At 31.4% G+C, this 23,369-nt stretch carries 24 protein-coding genes and 10 tRNA genes; 25 read left to right on the top strand and 9 right to left on the bottom strand.

Translation table 11 applies throughout. The features are described 5' to 3' along the window. Window positions 1–127: 127 nt before the first annotated feature. The 7 genes from proC to ACQZHJ_RS17765 all read left to right on the top strand — a co-directional run bounded on the left by proC (window position 128) and on the right by ACQZHJ_RS17765 (window position 5,122). Window positions 128–928: a pyrroline-5-carboxylate reductase gene (gene proC, locus ACQZHJ_RS17795; protein ID WP_430486806.1), complete on the top strand. Its 801-nt coding sequence runs from the start codon at window positions 128–130 to the stop codon at window positions 926–928. Between the two features lie 406 nt (window positions 929–1,334). Then, window positions 1,335–1,820: a PTS sugar transporter subunit IIB gene (locus ACQZHJ_RS17790; RefSeq protein WP_430486805.1), complete on the top strand. Its 486-nt coding sequence runs from the start codon at window positions 1,335–1,337 to the stop codon at window positions 1,818–1,820. A gap of 44 nt (window positions 1,821–1,864) precedes the next feature. Further along, window positions 1,865–2,656 carry a PTS mannose/fructose/sorbose/N-acetylgalactosamine transporter subunit IIC gene (locus ACQZHJ_RS17785; protein ID WP_430486804.1) on the top strand — a complete coding sequence of 264 codons (792 nt, stop codon included), beginning with the start codon at window positions 1,865–1,867 and terminating at the stop codon, window positions 2,654–2,656. Continuing rightward, a complete protein-coding gene (locus ACQZHJ_RS17780; protein WP_430486803.1) occupies window positions 2,656–3,462 on the top strand; it encodes a PTS system mannose/fructose/sorbose family transporter subunit IID in 807 nt (268 codons plus the stop codon). The genes ACQZHJ_RS17785 and ACQZHJ_RS17780 overlap by 1 nt, the downstream gene beginning before the upstream one ends. Before the next feature lie 102 nt (window positions 3,463–3,564). Then, a complete protein-coding gene (locus ACQZHJ_RS17775; protein ID WP_430486802.1) occupies window positions 3,565–3,969 on the top strand; it encodes a PTS sugar transporter subunit IIA in 405 nt (134 codons plus the stop codon). 22 nt (window positions 3,970–3,991) lie between these two features. Beyond that, complete coding sequence (gene yajC, locus ACQZHJ_RS17770; protein WP_430486801.1) at window positions 3,992–4,255, top strand: preprotein translocase subunit YajC; 264 nt, start codon at window positions 3,992–3,994, stop codon at window positions 4,253–4,255. A 141-nt stretch (window positions 4,256–4,396) separates the two neighbouring features. Beyond that, window positions 4,397–5,122, top strand: a complete 726-nt coding sequence (locus ACQZHJ_RS17765) for a GntR family transcriptional regulator (RefSeq protein WP_430486800.1) — start codon at window positions 4,397–4,399, stop codon at window positions 5,120–5,122. A 131-nt stretch (window positions 5,123–5,253) separates the two neighbouring features. Here ACQZHJ_RS17765 and ACQZHJ_RS17760 read toward each other — a convergent pair whose 3' ends face one another. From ACQZHJ_RS17760 to sdaAB, 5 genes are all read right to left on the bottom strand, one after another. Next, entirely contained in the window at window positions 5,254–6,594 is a 1,341-nt protein-coding gene (locus tag ACQZHJ_RS17760) for a class II D-tagatose-bisphosphate aldolase, non-catalytic subunit (RefSeq protein WP_430486799.1), read from the bottom strand. 31 nt (window positions 6,595–6,625) lie between these two features. Further along, a complete protein-coding gene (locus ACQZHJ_RS17755) occupies window positions 6,626–7,483 on the bottom strand; it encodes a tagatose bisphosphate family class II aldolase (RefSeq protein ID WP_430486798.1) in 858 nt (285 codons plus the stop codon). A gap of 68 nt (window positions 7,484–7,551) precedes the next feature. Next, window positions 7,552–8,721 carry an SIS domain-containing protein gene (locus ACQZHJ_RS17750; RefSeq protein ID WP_430486797.1) on the bottom strand — a complete coding sequence of 390 codons (1,170 nt, stop codon included), beginning with the start codon at window positions 8,719–8,721 and terminating at the stop codon, window positions 7,552–7,554. Between the two features lie 201 nt (window positions 8,722–8,922). Continuing rightward, a complete protein-coding gene (gene sdaAA / locus ACQZHJ_RS17745; protein WP_430486796.1) occupies window positions 8,923–9,804 on the bottom strand; it encodes an L-serine ammonia-lyase, iron-sulfur-dependent, subunit alpha in 882 nt (293 codons plus the stop codon). Further along, window positions 9,805–10,485, bottom strand: a complete 681-nt coding sequence (gene sdaAB, locus ACQZHJ_RS17740; RefSeq protein ID WP_430486795.1) for an L-serine ammonia-lyase, iron-sulfur-dependent subunit beta — start codon at window positions 10,483–10,485, stop codon at window positions 9,805–9,807. It abuts the gene before it with no gap. A gap of 498 nt (window positions 10,486–10,983) precedes the next feature. On the opposite strand from sdaAB, the gene ACQZHJ_RS17735 reads away from it, so the two are divergent. The 6 genes from ACQZHJ_RS17735 to ACQZHJ_RS17710 all read left to right on the top strand — a co-directional run bounded on the left by ACQZHJ_RS17735 (window position 10,984) and on the right by ACQZHJ_RS17710 (window position 15,638). Further along, window positions 10,984–12,270, top strand: coding sequence for an adenylosuccinate synthase (locus ACQZHJ_RS17735; protein ID WP_430486794.1), 1,287 nt, complete (start codon window positions 10,984–10,986; stop codon window positions 12,268–12,270). A 130-nt stretch (window positions 12,271–12,400) separates the two neighbouring features. Further along, entirely contained in the window at window positions 12,401–12,880 is a 480-nt protein-coding gene (locus tag ACQZHJ_RS17730) for an NUDIX hydrolase (protein ID WP_430486793.1), read from the top strand. Window positions 12,881–12,998: 118 nt separating this feature from the next. Further along, window positions 12,999–13,190, top strand: a complete 192-nt coding sequence (locus ACQZHJ_RS17725) for a DUF1858 domain-containing protein (protein WP_430486792.1) — start codon at window positions 12,999–13,001, stop codon at window positions 13,188–13,190. Window positions 13,191–13,429: 239 nt separating this feature from the next. Further along, window positions 13,430–13,972, top strand: coding sequence for a rubredoxin-like domain-containing protein (locus ACQZHJ_RS17720; RefSeq protein WP_430483659.1), 543 nt, complete (start codon window positions 13,430–13,432; stop codon window positions 13,970–13,972). A 141-nt stretch (window positions 13,973–14,113) separates the two neighbouring features. Beyond that, window positions 14,114–14,854, top strand: coding sequence for an acyl-[acyl-carrier-protein] thioesterase (locus ACQZHJ_RS17715; RefSeq protein ID WP_430486791.1), 741 nt, complete (start codon window positions 14,114–14,116; stop codon window positions 14,852–14,854). A 25-nt stretch (window positions 14,855–14,879) separates the two neighbouring features. Continuing rightward, window positions 14,880–15,638 carry an acyl-ACP thioesterase domain-containing protein gene (locus ACQZHJ_RS17710; RefSeq protein ID WP_430486790.1) on the top strand — a complete coding sequence of 253 codons (759 nt, stop codon included), beginning with the start codon at window positions 14,880–14,882 and terminating at the stop codon, window positions 15,636–15,638. Window positions 15,639–15,887: 249 nt separating this feature from the next. Here ACQZHJ_RS17710 and ACQZHJ_RS17705 read toward each other — a convergent pair whose 3' ends face one another. Next, window positions 15,888–17,132, bottom strand: coding sequence for an NAD(P)/FAD-dependent oxidoreductase (locus ACQZHJ_RS17705; RefSeq protein ID WP_430486789.1), 1,245 nt, complete (start codon window positions 17,130–17,132; stop codon window positions 15,888–15,890). 105 nt (window positions 17,133–17,237) lie between these two features. On the opposite strand from ACQZHJ_RS17705, the gene ACQZHJ_RS17700 reads away from it, so the two are divergent. The 11 genes from ACQZHJ_RS17700 to ACQZHJ_RS17650 all read left to right on the top strand — a co-directional run bounded on the left by ACQZHJ_RS17700 (window position 17,238) and on the right by ACQZHJ_RS17650 (window position 18,836). After that, entirely contained in the window at window positions 17,238–17,819 is a 582-nt protein-coding gene (locus ACQZHJ_RS17700; RefSeq protein ID WP_430486788.1) for a hypothetical protein, read from the top strand. A gap of 184 nt (window positions 17,820–18,003) precedes the next feature. Next, window positions 18,004–18,078 (top strand) — tRNA-Glu (locus ACQZHJ_RS17695). A gap of 4 nt (window positions 18,079–18,082) precedes the next feature. Continuing rightward, window positions 18,083–18,158, top strand: a tRNA-Val gene (locus tag ACQZHJ_RS17690). 13 nt (window positions 18,159–18,171) lie between these two features. Beyond that, a tRNA-Asp gene (locus tag ACQZHJ_RS17685) sits at window positions 18,172–18,248 on the top strand. Between the two features lie 7 nt (window positions 18,249–18,255). Then, window positions 18,256–18,330 (top strand) — tRNA-Glu (locus tag ACQZHJ_RS17680). An 8-nt stretch (window positions 18,331–18,338) separates the two neighbouring features. Next, window positions 18,339–18,414: transfer RNA gene (locus ACQZHJ_RS17675), tRNA-Val, on the top strand. A 14-nt stretch (window positions 18,415–18,428) separates the two neighbouring features. Then, a tRNA-Asp gene (locus tag ACQZHJ_RS17670) sits at window positions 18,429–18,505 on the top strand. Between the two features lie 5 nt (window positions 18,506–18,510). Then, a tRNA-Glu gene (locus tag ACQZHJ_RS17665) sits at window positions 18,511–18,585 on the top strand. Window positions 18,586–18,590: 5 nt separating this feature from the next. After that, window positions 18,591–18,666 (top strand) — tRNA-Val (locus tag ACQZHJ_RS17660). A 12-nt stretch (window positions 18,667–18,678) separates the two neighbouring features. After that, window positions 18,679–18,755, top strand: a tRNA-Asp gene (locus tag ACQZHJ_RS17655). 5 nt (window positions 18,756–18,760) lie between these two features. Continuing rightward, window positions 18,761–18,836: transfer RNA gene (locus tag ACQZHJ_RS17650), tRNA-Thr, on the top strand. An 83-nt stretch (window positions 18,837–18,919) separates the two neighbouring features. Here ACQZHJ_RS17650 and ACQZHJ_RS17645 read toward each other — a convergent pair. Both ACQZHJ_RS17645 and ACQZHJ_RS17640 read right to left on the bottom strand, forming a co-directional pair. Beyond that, window positions 18,920–19,921: an ATP-binding protein gene (locus ACQZHJ_RS17645; RefSeq protein WP_430486787.1), complete on the bottom strand. Its 1,002-nt coding sequence runs from the start codon at window positions 19,919–19,921 to the stop codon at window positions 18,920–18,922. Continuing rightward, window positions 19,918–20,916 (bottom strand): DnaD domain protein, encoded by a 999-nt coding sequence (locus ACQZHJ_RS17640; RefSeq protein ID WP_430486786.1) that lies wholly within the window; start codon window positions 20,914–20,916, stop codon window positions 19,918–19,920. Before ACQZHJ_RS17640 ends, ACQZHJ_RS17645 begins: the two co-directional genes overlap by 4 nt. Window positions 20,917–21,107: 191 nt before the next feature. Here ACQZHJ_RS17640 and ACQZHJ_RS17635 point away from each other — a divergent pair, with 191 nt between their 5' ends. Beyond that, on the top strand, window positions 21,108–22,160 hold the full coding sequence (locus ACQZHJ_RS17635) for a peptidoglycan DD-metalloendopeptidase family protein (protein WP_430486785.1): 1,053 nt from the start codon (window positions 21,108–21,110) through the stop codon (window positions 22,158–22,160). Here the strand turns inward: ACQZHJ_RS17635 and ACQZHJ_RS17630 are convergent. Beyond that, the gene (locus tag ACQZHJ_RS17630; RefSeq protein WP_430486784.1) at window positions 22,157–23,353 is read right to left on the bottom strand and encodes a S8 family serine peptidase; all 1,197 of its coding nucleotides are present in this window, start codon (window positions 23,351–23,353) and stop codon (window positions 22,157–22,159) included. The two genes, ACQZHJ_RS17635 and ACQZHJ_RS17630, sit on opposite strands and share 4 nt — an antisense overlap. Window positions 23,354–23,369 lie beyond the last annotated feature (16 nt).

Raw genomic sequence — 23,369 nt, 5'->3', positions numbered from 1 at the left:
TTTTAATAATGCACTCTTTTTTATTGTTTTAAAATACGAGAAATAATTTATTTACTTTATTTTGAGTTTTATATAAAAGGTATATAATAAGTACAATGTTATTTTTTATTTGGAGAGGAGAAAATATATGAATAAAAAAATTGGATTTGTGGGCTGTGGAAACATGGGTAGCGCTATGGTTGGAGGAATATTAAATTCTGGTTTAGTTAATAAAGAGAACATAATAGCTTCATGTTCTAGAGAAGAAAGTGCTAAAAGAGTAAGTGAAAGCTTAGGAATAAAAACTACTCTTAACAATAAAGAGGTTTGTAAGGAAAGCGACATAATATTTCTTGCTGTTAAGCCGTATATGTATGAGAAGGTTATAAAGGAAATAAGAGATGATATAAATCTTGATAAAGTTATAGTTACAATAGCAGCTGGTATTAATTTAAAAGATGTTGAAAAATGGTTTGATAAAGATACTAAAATAGTAAAAACTATGCCTAACACACCGGCTTTAGTTGGAGAGGCAATGAGTGCGATTTGTCCAAATAATTTAGTTTCAAAAGAAGAGTTAGAAGAGGTTATGAGTATATTCAATGCTTTTGGAAAATGTGAAATCTTAAGCGAAAAAGACTTCCATGGATTTATAGCTCTTTGTGGTTCATCACCTGCCTATGTTTATATGTTCATAGAAGCTATGGCAGATGCTGCTGTAAGAGAAGGGATAACTAGAGATAAAGCTTATAAACTTGCAGCCCAATCAGTATTAGGTTCAGCTAAGATGGTTCTAGAAACTGGAGAACATCCTGCTAAACTAAAGGATAATGTTTGCTCACCAGGAGGAACAACAATAGAGGCTGTTTTAGAATTAGAGGAAAAAGGATTTAGAAACTCTGTAATGAGTGCAATGAAGGTTTGTTCAAAAAAATCTAAAAAAATGTAAGCTTTTTTTATTGACAAAAATTAAAAGAACATATATAATTTAATCATGATAATCATTATCAATTAGAAATTGGTTATTATTCATTAACTGGATAGATAAAAACAAACATAACAAACAAACATAACAAACATAATAAAACTCCTACAAAAAACTCCTATATGCCATAGGAGTTTTTTTTATGTCTATTTATATTTGATTTTACAATAATATAGAAAAATTAGTAAAAAATACATAAAAAGTTAAAATTAAATAATAATGAAAACTATTGCAAAAGAATATTAAAAGCTTTAAAATGTAATTGTAAGAAAAAATTGGTAATTACAACATTAATTTACAACAAGGAGGTATTACTAATTTTAATTACATACTTATATAAAAGTGATAAGTGAAAAAGGGGGATTTAGAAATGCCAATAGTACATTTCAGAGTTGATGGAAGATTAATTCATGGACAAGTTGCTTTAGCATGGTCTAAAATGACTAATCCAAACCATATTATAGTAGCGAACGATATGGTAGCTAGTGATCCAAATCAGCAAGCTATATTAAAATTAGCTGCACCAAAACAGGTTAGATTATCAATGCAGCCTGTAGACAAAGTTATAGCATACTTAAATAGAGGACTTGCTCCAAATGAGAAAGTATTTTTATTAGTTAAGGATGTTGTAGATGCTAATAGAATCTATGAGGGCGGATTCAAGCATATGGACTTAAATATAGGAAATATGACTCATAAACCAAATGCTAGAAAGTTAAGCGAGAAGTTATTTGTAACAGAGGCTGAGTTTACAGCTTTAGAAAGCTTACTGGCTAAGAATGTTAATTGCTATTTCCAAATGGTTCCGGCTGATGGGAAGCAAGATATTAGACCTTTAGTAGAAAATTATAAATAAATTAAAGGGAATCATTAAAATTTAATAATTAGGGGGATATGTTTATGCAAGAACTAGGAATTATTCAAATCTTACTACTCTCTGTATGGGCTTTCCTAAGTATCAATGAGATGTTAGGTCCTTACCTTGGTTTATGGCACAGACCATTAATCGCTGGTGTTGGAGCTGGTCTTATCTTAGGAGATATTAACACAGGTCTATTTGTAGGTGCTACTTTAGAGATGATGTCTATGGGAGTTCACTCATATGGTGGAGCTGTTGTACCGGATTATACTACAGGAGCAATCCTTGGTGTTACTTTTGGTTACTTAACTGGAAGTTACGAAAGTGGTATCGCTCTAGGAGTTCCAATAGCTTTATTAGGAGCTTACCTAGATGTATTAGCAAGATTATCAACTGGAATATGTGCTCACAAAGCTGATACACATGCTGCAAATGGAAACTTAAAAGGAATGTGGGGATGGCACTTATTTGGATCAGTTCCATGGGGATTATCAAGAGCTATACCTGTATTTGTAGGAGCATTCTTCGGATCAGAAGTTGCTGTTGCTTTCATTGAAAAAGTTCCAGTATGGTTAACTAATGGATTTGCTGCTGCTGGGCGTGCAATGCCTGCATTAGGAGTTGCAATATTATTAAACTACCTACCTGTAACTAAGCAATGGTATTTTGCTATCATGGGATTCATACTAGTATGTTTCTTAAACTTACCAATGTTAGCAGTTGGTTTAGTAGGTCTTATAACTGCTATAGTTTATGTTGAGTTATATCATAAAAATGAAGGAGCTTCAACTAATAACGAGGCTGATTTTGAGCAGATAGGAGGCGAATTCTAATGGAATCTAAAATAACTAAAAAAGATTTGTGGCAAGTCTTTTTAAACCATTTATTATTACAAATTTCTTGGTCATATGAAAGAATGCAATCTTTAGGATTTGCTATTTCTATATCACCAATTTTAAAGAAAGTTTATAAAGATGACCCAGAGGGTATGAAAAAAGCTTTAACTAGACACATGGAGTTCTTTAATACTTGTCCTAACTATGGTGCAACTGTAATCTTAGGAATCGTTGCAGCTTTAGAGGAACAAAAGGCTGATCCAGATCTTATCAGAGGTATTAAAACTGGTATGATGGGACCTTTAGCAGGTATCGGTGATAGTATGATGTTCGCAATCTTAGGACCATTACTAATATCTATACCAGCATCTATGGCTTTAACTGAAGACTTTACTGGTGCTTTAATAGCTCTTGTTATAACTCAAGTAATATTCATAAGCTGGAACTTATTTGTTAAGTGGAATCTTATAAAATTAGGTTATCAAAAAGGTGCTGATCTCGCTACAAGTTCAGCTGGAATGATGGAAAAAGTTACTTTTGGAGCAGGTATATTAGGATTAGTAGTTGTTGGTGGTATGATAGGTTCAATCATCAATATTACAACTCCAATTCAAGCTAAATTTGGTGAGTATGAGTTTATACTTCAAACAACTTTAGATGGATTATTCCCTAAGTTATTACCAGTTCTAGCTGTTTTAGGTGTATTCCACTTACTTAGAAATAAGGAATGGAGCCCAGTTAAGATTGTTATATGTATGTTCGTTCTATTCACTACATTAGGTGCTTTAGGAATAGTTGCATAGTAATAGCATTAAAATAAAAAATTAGTTTAAATTTATGAGTTTCCATCTATTTTATAGGTGGGAACTCTATTAATAAATAACGGTATTTTAGGAGGAGAAAAGATGATAGGTGTATTAGTAGCAACTCATGGAGAAATGGCAAGTGGAATAACAGATGCAATAGACATGATATGTGGTACTCAAGAAAAATTTGAAGCAGTATCTTTAAAAAGAGGACAAGACGCTGAAAGTTTTGGAGAAGAGTTAAGTGAGAAAATCATTGAGTTAAATGATGGAGATGGAGTAGTAGTTCTTGTTGATTTATTAGGAGCAACTCCAATGAATCAAGCAGCTTTAAACTTATATAAGTCAGAGACAGTAGAGGTTATTACAGGAGTTAACTTACCAATGGTGGTTACAGCTACAATGGAAAGAGATTGTGTTGATAGTATAAAAGAATTAGTTGAAAAAGTTCAAAACGATGGAAAAGATAGTATTTGTGCAGTGAGAGCATTACTAAGCATATAGGAAAAGAAAGTGAGGAAACCTTATGAAAACTTTTATGATAATTTTATTAGTATTGGTAGCATTATTCTTAGTTTGGTATTTAATAAGCTTTAGAGGGGTTAATAAAGACAAAGTTAGAGCAATAGAACAGCAAAGTAATTTAAAAGCTGGTTCGAATGTTATTCTAACTAGTGGAATACATGGAAAGGTTTCAAAGGTTAACAAAGAAACCGTTGAGATTGTAATAGATAGTTCAAAGAATATTACTATGACAGTAGAAAGGTACTGTATCTCTAGGGTTCTATAAATTTGAAAATAATTATTTTTTATAACTCACAGTATCTTATTAAAGTACTGTGAGTTAATATTTTTTATAGGTAATTATTGAAAATATAGCAAAAATATGATAACACTATAAATAGTAATATTAGGAAGTCGGGGTGACAAAATGTTTAAGAGGAGCAGAGGAATAGCACTTTATCATCAATTAGAAACAGAACTTATAGATCTTATAAATAGAGGTGAGCTAAAAGAGAATGATAAGCTACCGTCTGAAAGAGAATTATGTGAGCAATACAATGTTAGTAGGACAACTGCTAGACAAGCTATTGGAGAGTTAGAAAGAAAAGAGTATGTTTATAAGGTTCATGGGAAAGGTACATTTGTATCTCCAAAGGTTTATAAGCAACAATTATTAAAATTTTATAGTTTTACAGAAGAGATGAAAAAACTTGGTAAAAATCCATCTTCTGAGATATTATCATTTGATTTAATAAGAGCAGATAATAAAATCGCTGAAAAGCTAAGAGTAGAAGAAAATTCACAGGTCTATGAAATATTAAGATTAAGAGTAGCTGATGATACTCCAATGATGTTAGAGTTCACATATTTACCTGAGTATAGATTTGTAGGGTTAGAGGAGGAAATGCTTCAAGAAAGACCAATGTATGATATATTTAGAGAAATATACAATGTTAGTCTTACAAAGGCTAAGGAGAGTTTTAAACCTATATTAATGGTTAAGAGTGATGCAAAAATACTTAACGTAGAAGATGGCACAGCAGCAATGAGAATTGAAAGGGTAACTTTTGAAAATAATAGGATAATAGAATATACTGTAAGTGTTTCAAGAGGAGATAAGTTTGAATATACTGTAATTCTTGAAGAGGATTAATATTGTTAGAACACTAATGACTTTAATTTAGAATAGACTTTTTATGGGATTATTATTGGAATTTTAGATTTTTATAATAATTTATATATGAAATAAAAAGAGATACCGATTAAATGGTATCTCTTTTTGTTCTATATATGAATTAAATCTTTTTCAACTGAGTATTGTGTTGCAAATGAGTAATCATCAATACATTCTTTAACTTTATCTTTTAATAAAGATTCAGCATTATTATTAAGCTGATTTAATCTTATTTTCTTATATTGTGATGGCATGTATTGACTTATTAAAGCTAGTGGAATTTCAGTTGTACCAAGGTTTGATAACATTTTGTGTAATGAGTAATCAACCTCAGAATTTGGAAGGTAGTATCTACATCTATCAGAGAAGCTATACTTTCTTTCAAATTTAATCATCTTTCCAGTACCTTTATAATGATTTTTCCAGTTTTCAGGCTCTTTAACCATTGCATAGTCTAATATAGTTTTGAAGTTAGATACTTCAATATTCTCGTCATGGGCAAACAAATCTTCTTCTATACAGCCTAAAGCAAATAAACCTTCTCTTAAGGCAAATGTTAAAGCAGGTCCAACCTTTAATATTGCAAATCCATCTTCTACTAATTCTTTTAAGGCATATGGAGTTTGGTAATCTGTTGAATGAGCCTCAAAAACTAAACTAGGATAGTTTTTTAATGTTTCAGATAAAGCCTTAGCCTTTTCTCTGTTATATTCCCATACTGTATCAGTGTTAAATTCAACTCCAGGTTGAACAACAACTGCTATTACATCTTCATTAAATACATTTTCAAGACCATGAGAAGTAAACGCATCTTTAAAAGTTTTTATAGTTGTTTCAAGATTACTTGGTTTAGTTGCTTGAAGTTCTTCCTCTTCCTCATCTTGTCCACCACCTGGAATAGGTACTTCGCTACCTACTACATATACAGGATGAAGTGCGTCCCTATCAGATTTACTTAAAAGGTTAAAAGCATCTTCTGCAACTTCACAAAGTGTAGCAGCTCTTTCTGCTATTATTTCATCACCAAATTTACCAGATTCTAAGTCTTTCCCAATGTGCATGCTAGTATCTATGTGTATTTTTGAGAAACCTGCTAAAACATATTCTCTTATTAAGAATTTAGAATAGTTCATAGCAGTTTCTTCATCAAGTGATTTCCAAACTAGAGGGCCTAAATGATCTCCTCCTAGTATTATTTTTTCTTTAGGAAAACCAACTTTATCAGCTATTTCAAAAACAAACTCTTTGAAATCAATTGGCTTCATTCCGGTATAGCCACCAAATTGATTTACTTGGTTTGCAGTAGCCTCTATAAGTAAACATTCATTGTTTGCTAAAGCACTTTCCATAGCAGCCTCTATAACATAGTTATTAGAAGAACAGACAGAATAGATACCAGCCGGAATGCCATCCTTCTGCATTTTTATAATTTCTTTCATTGGGTGTAACATGTAAAAACCTCCTTAATATTTTTAATAATTATTAAGCCTTACCGTTGCTGCCACAAAGAAGAATCTTATGCTTTACGATTTCTTTCATTGCATCTTTACCTGGAGTCATGTACTTTCTTGGGTCATTAGCTTTTGGATTAGCATTAAAATATTCTTTTACTGCATCTGAGAATGGAATTTTTAAGTCTGTAGCTACGTTAACTTTACATATTCCAAGTTCTATAGCTCTTCTAACTAGTTCATCTGGGACATCTGAGGCTCCATGTAAAACTAGTGGTACTGATACCTTTTCTCTTATTTCTACTAATCTATCAAAATCTAATTTAGGAGTTCCCTTGTATAATCCATGAGCAGTTCCTATAGCTATAGCAAGTGAGTCTATTCCAGTTTTCTCAACAAACTCTTTAGCTGCATCTGGGTCTGTGTAAGAACCTGCATTTTCATCAACTACTAGGTCATCCTCAACTCCAACAAGTTTACCAAGTTCAGCCTCAACAGTAACATCATATCTATGAGCAAAATCAACAACTTTTTTAACTATTTCTACATTGTCATCAAAAGAGTGATGAGAAGCATCTATCATGCATGACTTAAATCCAGTTAGTATATGACTTTTAATAAGTTCAGTATCTTCAAAGTGATCAAGATGTATAGCTATTGGAATATTGTACTTTTGTGAAGCAACTTCAGCCATAGCTACGATATAGTCTGGACCAGCATAGTCGATTGTTCCAGGAGTACCTGCGATTATAACAGGAGAGTTAAGTTCAGCAGCAGTTTCAGCAACTACTTGAAAAGTCTCTAAATTGTGTATATTAAAAGCAGGAATAGCGTATCCTCCTTTTTGAGCTCTTATAAGCATATCCTTAGTAGATTTAATTTTATTCATAAAAAACACCTCTCATAATTAAATTTATTTTATTAGTTAACCACTTTACACCAATTTGCTTTTTAAAATTATTTGTATTCGTGAATTATTACACCTTGAACAACTCTATTAACAGTTCCATCTGGTCTTGGATTATCAGGTGAAATTTCAAGTCTTAATGAGTTGAAGAATGAAATCATTTGTCCAAATAATATATAGTTAAATGCTGCGAATGTATCATTTAATTTAGAACCATCAGCAGTTATATACTTGTGAGAAATTTCTTTAAGGTCTTCTCGGTTTTCATAAGATAAAACAGCAACCTTTTGAGTTCCTTCATCACTATAAACTTCTTTAATTAAGTCATAGTCATAAAGAGAAGTATGCTTATTAGTTGAGCATAGGAATATAACTAAAGTATTTCCGTTTATTATTGACTTAGGACCATGTCTAAAACCTAAGATTGATTCACAAACAGTAACTTGCTTACCAGAAGTTAATTCTAAGTTTTTAAGAGACATTTCATGACAAAGACCTTTTAAAGCACCAGAGCCAACATAAACTATTCTTTCAGCAGCTAAATCAGATATTTCTTTTGCAGCTTTCCATTGATTATCAAGAGATGCTTGTCCTTTTACAGCTAATTCGTGAACTATATTTTTATTTTCTTCTAAATTAGCTATATCAAATAGAAGTAGAGTAGCTAAAGTCATACAAGTAAATGAACTTGTCATAGCAAAACTCTTATCGTTTGATTTGTCAGGCATTAATAAAACTAAGTTACCTTCTTTCTCTTGAGATTTCTTAGCTAATTGACCATTTTTGTTACAAGTAACAACTATGTGAGCTAGGTTTGGAACTTTCTTTTCAAATAAATCATAAGTACCAACACTCTCTGGACTGTTTCCAGAACGTGCATAAGAAACTAGGATAGTAGCACAATTTTCATCGATGTATTCATCTGGATTAGCTACAAAATCAGTTGTTGCAATAGCTTCAACTCTTTTACCTAATTTTTTAGCTAAGTAAAGATAGATTGTATCTCCAACATAAGCTGAAGTTCCTGCTCCTGTTAATATCACTCTTACGTTTTCTTTATTTAAGTTTTTATCTAAAAAATCATTAATCATGTCTTTATTACTTTCAACTATTTCTACAGTTTCTTTCCATAATTCAGGTTGCTGATATATTTCGGTCGCTGTATAAATAGCTTTTAAGCTTTCTAACTCTTCTTGTGTAAAACCAAAAATTTTATTCATAATCTCACCCCATTTATCATGTTATCATTACCAGTTGTTTCAAATAGAAACAATTTATAAAAAAATAATGATGTTATTACAAGTTTATATTACAATAATATTGGAATAAATGTCAATAATTTACTTAAAATCAATTATAAATAAAATATAAATAATAATAAAATAGCGTACAAATTATTTGTACGCTATAAAGTATTTATATTATTCTTCTTTTCCAAAAACTTTTTCTTTTAATTCAAGACCAGTTTTAGTTATTGCTAATCCACCAAGAGCAGTTTCTCTTAAAGCAGCTGGTAAGGATCTTCCAACTCTGTACATTGCTTCTACAGTATCATCAAATGGAATTTTACTATGTACACCTGCCATAACCAAATCTGCTGTAGTTAATGCGCTTACGGCTCCAGCAAAGTTTCTTTTAGCACAAGGAACTTCTACTAGGCCAGCTATTGGATCGCATACTAATCCTAGTATATTTTTTAATACAATAGCACCTGCATCTAAAGCCATTTCAGGAGTTCCACCCATCATTTCTACTGTGGCAGCAGCTCCCATAGCAGCAGCTGATCCACATTCAGCTTGGCAACCACCTTCTGCTCCAGCTAATGTAGCATTCTGAGCTATAATCATACCAACAGCAGATGAGGCAAGTAATCCCATTATAAGTTCATCATCATTAAGCTCAAGTCTTTCTCCAACAGTTAAAATAACAGCTGGCAATATTCCACAAGAACCGGCAGTTGGGCAAGCAACTATTCTTCCCATAGAAGCATTGACCTCTGAACAAGATAAGGCTCTAGCCATAGCACCTACCATGACATTTCCTGTTAAAGTATTACCTTTCTCTAAATATTTTCTAAGTTTATAGGCATCACCACCTATTAAACCACTTACAGAGTAAACCTTTTTTTCTTGTCCTTCATTAGCAGCATCTTTCATTACATGAAGAACTTTTTCCATTCCTTTAATTACATCTTCTCTAGTACAATTTTTATTTTCCATTTCGTGTTGTATAGCATATTCAGCTAAGGAGAAGTTATTATCTCTACATATTTCTAATAATTCAGCACCTGTTCTAGCAATCATTTATATTTCCTCCTTTACTGGGTTTATAACAACTATTTTTTCAACGGCTTCAACCTTTTTGATTTCATCTATTACTTCTCTATTAAGAGGATTATCCATTTCAAAGACCATTCTTGCAGCTTTGCCTCTTTCTGTTCTAAATACCTTCATGAAGGCTATATTAACGTTATGCTCATAAACTATAGCAGTTACTTTTGAAACAGCTCCAGGAACATCTTTGTGGGATATTATTAATGTTGGATATTCACCAGTAAATTCAACAACACTTCCATTAACTTCAGTGATTTTTATGCTTCCACCACCTATTGATGACCCAACTATCTCATGGAAGTCACCATCAATATCTTCTATTATGAATTTAACTGTATTAGGATGAACATCTCCTAAGTTAGCTTCTTTAAATTCTATTTGGATATTATTTTTTTTAGCGATTTCTAAAGAGTTTCTAAGTCTTGTGTCAGAAGGTTCCATACCTAGGATACCTGCAACTAAAGCCTTATCAGTACCATGACCTTTATAAGTTTTTGCAAAAGAACCATGAAGTAAAAAAGTAACTTTCTTCATAGGCTTACCGCAAATAGCTCTAGCTACTTTACCAAGTCTTGCAGCACCAGCTGTATGAGAACTTGATGGACCAATCATAATAGGACCAAGTATATCGAAAACACCATAAGTATTCATTTTTATTCTCCTTTGTATATGTAATAAAATAAGGTAAATTTATTTTTAAATATGTAATTGTTTTATTACTTATAGTATAGCATTTTTTTATTATTTTCTTTAAAGATTTAACTTAAATTTAATAGCTAAAATAACTATTTATTTTTAGTATTTTTCTATAAGTCAAAAAATTATTTACTAAAATACTAATTTGTTGTTAAGAATAAAGATAGGGTATTTGTTTAGGTTATTATGAAAAATTTGACGGATAAGTATTATTTAATTAAAGAATATATAATTTGATTAAATAAAATGAATTTTATTGATGAAAATATGTTAAAACATTCGTTTTTATTGCCTTGACCTAAGTGATTCACTCTGTTAATATGGTATAGGACAATGAAATTTATAGTAAAAATGCCTATAAATACGAATATTGTTCCTTTGAAAAATGTGTATTAACCGTTATGGTTTATAATAAAAGAATGTTAATGTTCTTTTTATGAGGAGGAAATGATAATGTCAGCATTTGTTGTATTAGGAGCTCAATGGGGAGACGAAGGAAAAGGGAAAATGACAGATTACTTAGCAGAAGAGGCACAAGTAGTTGTTAGATTCCAAGGAGGAAATAACGCTGGACATACAGTTGAAGTTGAAGACAAACAATATAAGTTACACTTAATACCTTCAGGAATATTACATGACGATAAATTAAACGTAATAGGAAATGGTGTTGTAGTAGATCCTAAAGCACTATTTACAGAAATAGATTATTTAGAAGATTTAGGAGTAAAAGTAACTCCAGAGAAATTAATAGTTAGTGATAGAGCGCACCTTATAATGCCATACCACATAACTTTAGATAAATTAAAAGAAAAAGCTAGAGGAAAAAATGACATAGGAACTACTTGCAAAGGTATAGGACCTTGTTATACAGATAAATATGAAAGATCAGGAATAAGAGTTTGTGACCTTATGCACAAAGATACTTTTGCTGAGAAATTAAGAATAAACATCGAAATGAAAAATGGATACATCAAGTTACTTGGTGGAGAAGAATTAAACTTCGATGAAATATACAATGAATATATGGCATTCGCTGAGAGATTAAGACCATACGTTAAGGATACTTCAGTTGAAATATACAATGCTATTCAAGCTGATAAGAACGTATTATTCGAAGGAGCTCAAGGAATGCTTCTAGATATAGACTATGGTACTTATCCATATGTTACATCATCAAACACAACTTCATGTGGAGTTCCAAGTGGAGCAGGTATAGGACCTAACATGGTAACTAATGCTGTTGGTATAGCTAAAGCTTATACTACAAGAGTTGGTAAAGGACCATTCCCTACAGAGCTTGAGAATGAAACTGGTGAGTGGATAAGAGAAAAAGGTCATGAGTATGGAGTAACTACTGGAAGATCAAGAAGATGTGGATGGTTAGACGTAGTTATCTTAAAAACAACTACTAGAGTATGTGGATTAACTTCATTAGTAGTTACTAAAATAGATACATTAGCTGGATTAGATAAAATCCAAATGTGTGTTGGATATGAGTTAGACGGAAATATTATAGATTACTTCCCAGCTAGCTTAGAAGATTTAGCTAGATGTAAACCAGTATACGAAGAGTTCGAAGGTTGGGGAGAAGAAGTTGCTGATGCAAGAAGCTACGAAGAATTACCAGAGAACGCTAAGAAATACTTAAGAAGAATTGAAGAGTTAACAGGAACTAAAGTTTCTATCGTTGGTGTTGGACCAAAGAGAGATCAAACTATAAGAGTTAGAGCTGAACTTTAATATATAATACTTAACAATACTATCTAAAAATAGCTTAGGATGAGTCCTAAGCTATTTTTTTATAAAGAAGTATAATATACTTAACTTAATATAAAAATATTCATAAGTTTAGGTTTAAAAGGAGAACAGTATGGGTTATATAATGGATTTAAGAAAAGAGCTTCCTAATCCTCATAGACCACTTATAATGTGTTCAGCAGGGGTTATAATAATTGATAATTTAGGAAGAGTATTATTACAGTTAAGAACAGATAATAATAAATGGGGACTTCCTGGAGGAAGTTTAGAGTTAGGTGAAAGTTTTCAAGAGGCTGCAACGAGAGAAGCTTATGAAGAAGTTGGCTTAATAGTTAGAAATCTTCAATTATTTAATGTTTATTCTGGAGAATGTTGTTACAATAAATATCCTAATGGAGATGAGATTTATAATGCTTCATCAATATTTGTCACATCAGAGTATGAAGGTGACGTTGTGTTAGATGAGGAGGAGAGTGCTAACGCTATTTTCTTTTATAAACATGAAATGCCTAATTTAGAAAATATAAATCCACCAGATAGAGTTATTATTAAAGATATAATTGAAAAGCTAGAAATAAATAAGTATATATAAGAAGGTTTTTTATTTTGAGGTCCAATTCAGAGTAGAACACTTGTCTTTAAAAAATTGTGAGAGTATAATAAAAAATATAGACTTTTAATTTAAATATAGTTAAGAGAGGTGTAGTTAAATGATAACTAAAGATATGACAATCGGAGAAATAATAAGAAAATTACCAACAGCTGCTGAGGTTCTAATGAGCTTTGGAATGGGATGTGTTGGATGTCCATCAGCTCAAGCTGAAACTTTAGAAGAAGCTGCTATGGTTCATGGAATAAACTTAGATGATTTAGTAGCTGCTATAAACAACATAGAATATTAATTTTCTGTAATCAGATTATCCTTTGAAGTATTCATTATGAATACTTCTTATTTTTTTACTAAAAATTTTAAAAAAATAAAAATAACTATTGCTAAATAATAATTATTATTATATAATAATGTCATAAGGTTGATGGAGATAAAACATCAACAAATAAATGACAGAAATTTAAAAGACTTAAATATGATTTTAATTGAATTTAGATAAAAAAAATTGTTTGTTTGTAGGAGGAATATATTATGAAAAAATTTGTTTGTACAGTATGTGGATATGTTTATGAGGGAGAGCAAGCTCCAGAAAAATGCCCAGTATGTGGAGTAGGAGCTGACAAATTCATGGAGCAAAGTGGAGATTTAGCTTTCGCTGATGAGCATAGAATCGGAGTTGCTAAAGGTGTAGATGAGAGAATAATAGAAGGATTACAAGCTAACTTCATGGGTGAGTGTACAGAAGTAGGAATGTACTTAGCTATGTCAAGACAAGCTGATAGAGAAGGATTCCCAGAAGTTGCAGAAGCATATAAGAGAATAGCATTCGAAGAAGCTGAGCACGCTGCTAAATTCGCTGAAATGTTAGGTGAAGTTGTTGAAGCTGATACAAAAGCTAACTTAACTGCAAGAGTAAATGCTGAGCATGGTGCTTGTCAAGGTAAAAAAGATTTAGCTACTTTAGCTAAACAATTAAACTTAGATGCAATCCATGACACAGTTCATGAAATGTGTAAAGACGAAGCTAGACATGGAAAAGCTTTCGCTGGATTATTAAACAGATACTTCCAATAAGATAAAGCCCACAATTTATAGTAATTTGTTTGTACAGATATATTAGATTTAAAACACCACTGAGTTAGATATCTCAGCGGTGTTTTTGTGTTTGAAAGGAATTTTTTGATTTGTTATACTCCAATAGAGGAGTGAGATAAAATGGGAATTATATATGAAAAAATATATGAAATTACTTATGGAGAAGTTGATGCAAGAAAAGATTGCAGAATAACATCAATGATGAGTTTCTTTTCAGACTGTTGTTTAAATCAAGAAGAGGATAACTTAGGTAACTTAAATAGTGATGAAAATGAAACAACATGGGTATTTTTTGATTATGACATAGTTATGTATAGATATCCGAGATACAGAGAAAAAGTAAAGATTAGAACTTATGTAGAAGCAATAAGAAAATTTTATTCTACAAGAATATTTGAAGCCTATGATATGGAGGGTAATTTAGTATCTAAAGCTAGTGTATTAGCTTTTTTAATAAATAAGAATACTAGAAGACCAGCAAGGATAAGTGAAGCTGAATATGAGGCTCATGGACTAACTAAAGAATCTTCTAAATTATTAAGAGACAAGCTTAAGTTTGAAAATTTTGATGAATACGAAGTAAAGCTAAACTTCAATATAAGATATTTAGATATAGATTTAAATAGACATGTAAGTAATATAAAATATATAGAATGGGTTTTGGAAACTGTTCCTTTTCATATTGTTTCTGAATATAGAATGAAGAGAATAAAAATAAAATTTGAAAAAGAAATTACATATGGTCATAATGTAAATATAAAATCAAAAATAATAAGAACTGATGAGGGAATAAAAGTTCTTCATAAAGTTCAAGATGAAGAAGGAAAAAATATTACTCTAGCAGAAACTTATTGGTATTAAAATAATTACTTAGGAGATAAAAGGTATGAGTGAAAATAAATTTTCAAAAAAATATGATGTCTTATATTATGATTCAGATGTTAACAAGAATATAAAAATGGTTTCTTTAATGAAGATATTTGGAGATGTTTCAGCAGCACATGAGGAATCTTTAGCTTTAGAAGGAATGAAATATCTTCAAGATCATGGATTGAGTTGGATAATATATAGTTATTCTATAGATGTTAAAAAGCCTATTGAATATAAAAGCTCTATAAAAGTGGAAACTTACCTAGACGGAATAAAAAAGTTCTATGCTTGTAGGGTTTATAAAGTTTATAACGAGCAAGAAGAACTTATTGCTGAAGGTAGGATAATATTCCTTCTAATAGATTTAGAAAAGCGTAGAGCTGTTAGAATACCAAAAGAATACTGCGAATTAATAAACATGCCTGAAGGCGGAGAAGTGGAATTAAAATCTACTAAGATTGATAAGATAGAAAGAGAAGATTTAGAGGCAAAAGTTTTAGTTAGAAGAAATGATATAGACTACAATAAGCATGTTAACAATACAAAATATTTAGAGTGGGTTATTGAAGCTACTCCAGAGTGTATTTTAGATGATTATAGCTTAATAGAGTCTAAAATAAAGTATGAAAAAGAAGTTAGACTTGGTGATGAAGTTAAAGTGCTTTGTCAGTGGGATGAAATAGAGGAAGGTTATAGATGCCTTTATAGAATAGAAAAATGTGGTGAACATGAAACAGCTGCATTAATAGAAACTATCTGGAAAAAAGAGTTTTAGGTTATATCAAAATAAACTATGTTTTAAGTAAGTGATTATTTCTAGCTATATCTTCAGACCTAACTTAATTTCGCAAAGTGTTTCTATTGTTTATTAAGATGGTCTTTCATTTATATCTAGAAATAATCACTAGTTTAAAACAAAGCATTTTAATAAAACTTACAAACAGTATGAAGAGAATAGTTTGTAAGTTCTATTAATATAGTTTTGATATAATCTATTTTAGTTAAAATATATAATTAATATAGATTATAAAGTACAAGAAAGGGCAGCAACGAAGCCTGAACTCCAAGCCCATTGAAGGTTAAATCCACCACAATCTCCATCTACATCTAGTAATTCACCACAGAAGTAAAGATTATCTACTAATTTTGATTGAAGTGTTTCTGAATCGACTTCCTTAGTATTTACTCCACCTGTTGTAACCTGTGCAGCGTTAAATCCATTTGTTCCAGTACATTTAAATTCCCAAGCTTTCATAAGTTTTATAAGAGCTTTTTTCTCCTGCCATGTAAGTTCATAACAAGGTTTATGTAAATCGTCTATACCAGCTTCTTTTAGTATTATAGGAATCATTTTTTTATTAACAACACCTATAAGTGAGTTTATAACTTCTCTACAAGAGAATACTGCAAAGTGACCCTCTAAGAAGTCTTCTACTTCTTTTTGTGATTTTTCTGGCATCATATCAACTATTATTTTTACATCTTTTCCTTTAAGACATCCTAAAGAAGCTTCTCTTGAAATTTGAAGAATTGGAGGACCTGAAATTCCATAGTCCGTAAATAAAACCTCTCCAAATTCTTTCCTTAAGCTCTTTCCATCACATACTACTTCAGCAAATCCGTTAAATTTGATTCCTGATAAAGCTTTTAATCTAGGGTGATTTAATTTTAATTGAACTATAGCTGGACTAGGTTCTACTATAGAATGACCAAAATTTTTAGCTAAAGTATATGCTGATCCGTCTGAACCTGTTTTAGGAGCTGATTTTCCTCCACAAGCCATAATTAATTTTTTACATTTAATTATAGGTGAATCCTCATTTCCTGTTGATAAAACAAATTTTCCTTTAGATTTGTGTATGCTCTTTACTTTATAAGCACTATAAAGTGGAATCGCACGTTCTTCTAAAGAAATTTTTAAAATATCTACAACGGAAGAAGCTTGTAATGATTGAGGATAATTTTTACCTTTTTCAAGTTCTATTATTGGCAATCCTAAGTTTAAGAAAAAAGCCTTAGTATCCTCAACAGAAAATTTACTTAATGTTTTAATAAAGAACCCATCATTTTGACTATGATAATTTGAAAATGGAAATCCTATTAAAGAATTTGTTATATTACATCTACCATTACCAGTAGTAAGAATTTTTTTACCTATTCTATCAGTTCCTTCTATTACAGCTACATCTAATCCAAAATCCTTAGCTGAAATAGCAGCAGTTAAGCCAGAAGCTCCACCACCTAAAACTATTATATCGTGATATATCATGTTCTAATCTCCTTTTATAAATAGATTCAATTAGATAATAATAAGATTTTAACACAATTAATATTATTCTTAAATGGAGTAATAATAAAGTGTGAGGTGGTTCTTATGAAGTTTAAAATTACAGATGAAAATACTGAAGAGTATAATAATGAGTTTAAAATAAGACGAATGAATTTTAATCAAGTAGTTGTTGATTATCCAGGTAAAGCAGGAATAAAAACTTTTAAAATGGAAAGTGGAGAGTTAGTTTCAGATGGAGAAGTAGATGATATTATAAAAAAACATTTAGAGTTATTAAAAATAAAAATAAATAGAGGTACATCTGCGTTATTTTATAAAGATTTAATTGACGCTTTAGAAGATAATTTTGAAAAGGTTGAAAAAATAATTGTTTTAAATGATTTTTCTAGAGGCGCAAATAAGAGAGGGATTTGGGATAAGAATATACTTTTATACCTAAATGATAGCTATCCGATAAAAATAGAAGCTAGCGGAAGGAATTTTAGAGAAGAAAGCTATAAGTTTAATATTAAGGTCATAGAAGAGCCAGAATTCTTGGAAACATGCGATTTTAACGTGGAAAAATTAGAAGAACAAATAGCCTGGAGAAGCAATCAAATAGATAATTATAAAAAAATAGTTGAAAAAATAGAAAAAGAGAGTAATTTTGAGGAAAAATGCGAATAAAAGAATTAAATTTAAAAAATAAGCTAATATGACCTAAAATGAACTAAAAAAGTGTTGACATAAGTTTAAGATTAAGATATTATATTCCTTGTCAGGTCGCCAAGTGCGAAAGACAAAAACAAAATAAACATTTTAGTTTAAAGCTAAAACTGGTCAAAAATGATGTGGTTTTAAGAGTTAATGTGGCCCCTTGGTCAAGCGGTTAAGACACCACCCTTTCACGGTGGTAACAGGGGTTCGATTCCCCTAGGGGTCACCAACATGGTCGCATAGCTCAGCTGGGAGAGCACCTGCCTTACAAGCAGGGGGTCACAGGTTCGATCCCTGTTGCGACCACCATAAAACTTTTAATGGCTCAGTAGCTCAGTTGGTTAGAGTACCGGCCTGTCACGCCGGGGGTCGAGGGTTCGAGTCCCTTTTGAGTCGCCACATTTTTGGCCCCTTGGTCAAGCGGTTAAGACACCACCCTTTCACGGTGGTAACAGGGGTTCGATTCCCCTAGGGGTCACCATATATTACGGTCGCATAGCTCAGCTGGGAGAGCACCTGCCTTACAAGCAGGGGGTCACAGGTTCGATCCCTGTTGCGACCACCATTAAAGTTTTTAATGGCTCAGTAGCTCAGTTGGTTAGAGTACCGGCCTGTCACGCCGGGGGTCGAGGGTTCGAGTCCCTTCTGAGTCGCCAGTTTTGGCCCCTTGGTCAAGCGGTTAAGACACCACCCTTTCACGGTGGTAACAGGGGTTCGATTCCCCTAGGGGTCACCATATTAGGTCGCATAGCTCAGCTGGGAGAGCACCTGCCTTACAAGCAGGGGGTCACAGGTTCGATCCCTGTTGCGACCACCATAAACTTTAAATGGCTCAGTAGCTCAGTTGGTTAGAGTACCGGCCTGTCACGCCGGGGGTCGAGGGTTCGAGTCCCTTCTGAGTCGCCATACGCGCTGGTGTGGCTCAATTGGCAGAGCAGCTGACTTGTAATCAGCAGGTTATCGGTTCAAGTCCGATCATCAGCTCCAAAGGAACTTCAGTTCGACTGAAGTTCTTTTTTTTATCGTAATTTACATTCATTTATTTATGCTAAAAAAATGCAACTTATCTTTTAAGTAAGATAAGTTGCATTTTTTCTTTTTGTTTTTTCAAGATTTTTCTTTATTCTAATATCATCACCATAAGTTTTAAATAAAACAAAGTTTCCAAGCAATCTTGAAGTTATTCTCTCAGCATAAGTTTGCTTAAGTTCTTCTAAGTTTAAGTTTGTTGAGATAAGCATTTTTTTATTAGATAAAAGTTTTTTATTTAATAAAGTAAATAACTCTGTAGTAGAGAAGTCTGTTACTTGTTCAGCACCTAAGTCATCTATAACGAGTAAATCGCAATTTAATAGTAAATCTTCTAATTCAAAGTTGTTATTAAATCGTATATCTTTTAAATCTCTCATAAGCTCATCAGAAGTTCTATAAACAACAAGGAAACCACTATCTAATAAAGCTTTTGATATGCAATAAGTCATGAAGGTTTTCCCTGTACCTGGACTTCCAAAGAAAAGAATATTTTCATTATGTGAAGCAAACTTAGGAATGTACCCATTAACTATTCTATCAATCATTATTTGCATATTTTCTCTAGGAGAATATTTTTCATTCCCTCTTTTTACTGGTGAAAATACGTTTATATCAAACTTTGAAAAGTTATTTGATCTTAAGGCATCAGCCATATGAGAATTTTCATAGTAAATTTCAACTAGCTTTTTTTTATAACAATCACATTTTTCTGTTACTATGTAGCCTGTATCTTTGCATTTAGGACATCTATAATGCATATCTAAATAATCACTTGGATAGCCATACATAGCCAATAACTGATCTTTTTCTTCTCTTAAGTTATTAATGTCTTTTTTCATTTTTTCAAATACAGATTTATCTGGATTTCTTAAAGCTAGCATTGATAACTTTATAGATAATTTGCCTATTTCTCTTTCGTATTCAAAGACTTGAGGTATCTTTTCCTTAATTTCTTTTTGTCTGTTAGTTAAATCTTTCTTTTCATCCTGACGAATCTTTTCATAAATATCCATCAGTTGAGTTTTATAACCTTTAATCATTCAGTATCCCATCCTAACAATTGTTTTTCTAAGGAATCATAGTCATAATCTCTTTGAGTAAAATTAGCTGCTCTAGCAGGTTTCTTTTGAATAGGTTGATTAGTATTATTAAATGGCTTTTGTATGTTAGATGACTTTTTAACGTCTTTTTTAGCTACATCATCTAAAGTTTTAATTCCATCTTTAAACCATTTTGACAAAATACCATCTATGTATTTAAAATCAGCTCTGTTAAGTCTTTCAAAGCATATATCACAAGCTTTAAAAATTAACTCCACAGAGAAGTTATAAGTTAGAAGCCACTTTTCCATCATAGTTTCTTGTGGTTTCATTATTTCTGTATTTTGAATTCCTAAATATTTAAGAATTTTTCTTATTTTTACCCACTTATCTTCTGTTTTAGTTATATAAGCTTGGGCTTCATCGATTGATTTTATACCAGCTGTATGCCAGCCAAGTGCCACTGTTTCAATATATCTAACATCTTTCTTCCCTTTAGATACACAGTACTCTATTAGTATTAGTATTAGCTCTGAAGAGAAATCAAGCTCTGTTTGCCAAGAAAGATAAGTTGTCATTTCCTTAGTTGACAATGGTCTACAAATAAGTTTTTCTATATCTTTAAGCATATCCTTTGTGTTGCTCTCATCTAGTGCTGATAATAAATCAACCGAATTATGAGTTGATGAGTGATTACCTTCTGAAAGATCAATAAATTCTATACTAAAGTTATTCATTTTATCTATAGGAACTAATTTTATAACGCCTTCTTCATGCCAATAATTAAGAGCATTCATTACATCTGATTCTAAAAGGTTTAGGTTCGTTGCTAAAATTGAAGAATTAACTCCAAGTTCTCCAGAAAAGCTATATTTTAGCATTAATAAATAAACCTTAACAAATTCTCCTCTAGCTTTAGGCATATATTCTTCTATGAATATATCACTAACGGGAGTAAACTTAGTGGCTGAGTTTTTTAACATAAAAGTACTCAACAAAATAACCACCTTTCTAGTTTTATATAAGTAGTTTAATTATATCAAAGTGTCTTTTCTATAACAATAAAGTAAACTTCCATTAAATATAAAAAATATTTTATTTTAATGAATAATTTTGGCGATAATGGAAACATTAATTTACGTGTTTAATTTTAAACTAAAATTTTTATTAAAAGGAGAATTTTACGATGAATATTTCAGAGGGAGAGGGGAAAAGTAAAGTTTTTGTTTTTCTTTTTACCTTAATAATTTTATTTACTACATTCAATACAAAGGTTTTTGCTAACTCTTTTTATTCAGAAAAGGGAGAGTTTGAGTATATTGTTGAAGATGTAGAATGTATGGCAAATATTTATGTAGAAGCCTACGAGTTAGCTCTTAATAATAATGTTGTTGGGTATATATCAAGCCCAGATATTGTTGATGAAGTAATCAAAAATATTGAAGATAAATATTACACAAGAGCTTCTAATAAGGGATTTTCAGTAGAGGACATTGATTTTGATACAAAAATAGATTTAAGAAAAAATAGTATTTTAACAAGTGAGATAAGTTCTGCTGAGGAGATATCAAAGATGATATTAGATGTTAATGACAGTATTCCTGACCCCTTGGTTAAAATAACTGTAGAGGCAGAGAAGGAAGAGACTGTTGCCATTGAGCCAGCAGTAGAAGTAATAAAAGTAGATGATATGTATTTAGGAGATAAAAAGGTTGAAGAAGGAAAAGAAGGAGAAAAAGTAGTTAAGAAGAAGTTGACATTTGTTAATGGAAAAGAAATTGATAGTGAGATTGTAAATCAAAACGTTATAAAAGAAGCAGAGAGTACAAGGGTTTACAAAGGTATAAAAAATCCTATAGTTTCAAATATGGCTTTTCTAAAGCATCCAACAAGAGGGGGAGTTGTAACATCAGCCTTTGGAGAAAGAAGTAGAGGAGGACATAGAGGTGTTGATATAGGAGTACCTAGTGGAACACCTATAGGCGCTGCCTGTGATGGTGTTGTAACATATGTTGGGTATGATGATATCTATGGAAATATGATTAAAATAAGACATGATGATAATACTGAAACACTATATGCTCATGCTAGTGAGATTTTAACTACGGTAGGAAGAGAAGTGAAAAAAGGAGAGACCATAGCCAAAGTAGGTAGTACTGGAAGGAGTACTGGGCCTCACCTTCATTTAGAGTTAATATATAAAGGAAATCCTATTAACCCTGTAGATTATATAATTTAAATATTTTCTAGCAAGAAAGATAAATCTATAACTCCTTCGCCAACAGCTGATGAAGGAAGTTCATATTTGTTATTAGAAGCGATTTTAAGTAATGAGCATAAATCCTTATAAGTTAGGTCTGGCTTTGACTCTAAAAGTAGTGCACATACTCCAGATATGTAGGCACAGGCTAAAGAGGTTCCTTGGAATACCACATAGCTAGTATCTAATTTATGAGGATATAATTTTAATCCATTTCTTTCAGAGATATATTGTTTATCTGAGTTTAAGCACATTATATTAGCACAAGCCGCTGAAAAGTCAGGTTTTTTTAAATTTTTACTTCCCATAGAAGAATATTTAAAGATTGTAGTTGGTGTTCTAGTAGAATCAAAGCCACCAACTGTTATACACCATGGAGAAAGAGCAAATCCTTTAATAGTATCTTCTCCACTAAGGCTTCCAGAAGGCACTACAGGAATAATATTTTTGCTGACAGCTAACTTAAAGATTTCATTGAAATAATCAGCGATAATAGTATTATGACTTGTAAGCTCAAAAGGAAGACAAAGAACCTTTATAGGGTTAATTTTTTGAGTAATTAAAGACTCAATGGCAAATAAAATATCTGAAACAAACCCTTTTCCGCTAGCATCAAAGGCTTTAACACATGAAAGTTTAGAGTTTTCTGCAACACCTTTAAATACAAATTGAGATGAATAACCACTTCCGCATAAAATTCCACTAATTGCTGTACCGTGACCATTATCATCATATGGATAAGAAAGATTATTTAAAAGGTCTAGAAAAACTTCTATTTTGTTTCGTGGATTTAATAAGTCCTGATGAGGATAAACCCCGCTATCAACTAAGCCTATCGATACATTCCTACCAGTAAAATTAAATGATTTATTAGCAGAAATTCTATTAGCAGTTCCTATGCTTAAACCACATAAAGTAGCCTGTTCATCAAAAGAAATAAACTCTATTTCAGGATATTCAATTAATCTATTAATAGCTTTTGGTGTAAGAATAGCGCAAATCAAATTTAGGGAATTAATTTCTCTTACAACTGTACCTTTAAGTTGGGGTATTTTTTTAATCATATCTTTCATAAATTTCTTACATCTAATTAAAACCCGATACTTAGTATAATAAGAGCGATTTATATAAATTTTTAGATTGCTATCCAATTTGTGTTTCATTGAAAACATAATAAATACTCCCATA

Source organism: Clostridium sp. B9, from assembly GCF_050509515.1.
GTDB lineage: Bacteria > Bacillota > Clostridia > Clostridiales > Clostridiaceae > Sarcina.
Note: the sequence above shows the minus strand (reverse complement) of the source record. Positions and strands in the feature narration are given on the sequence as shown.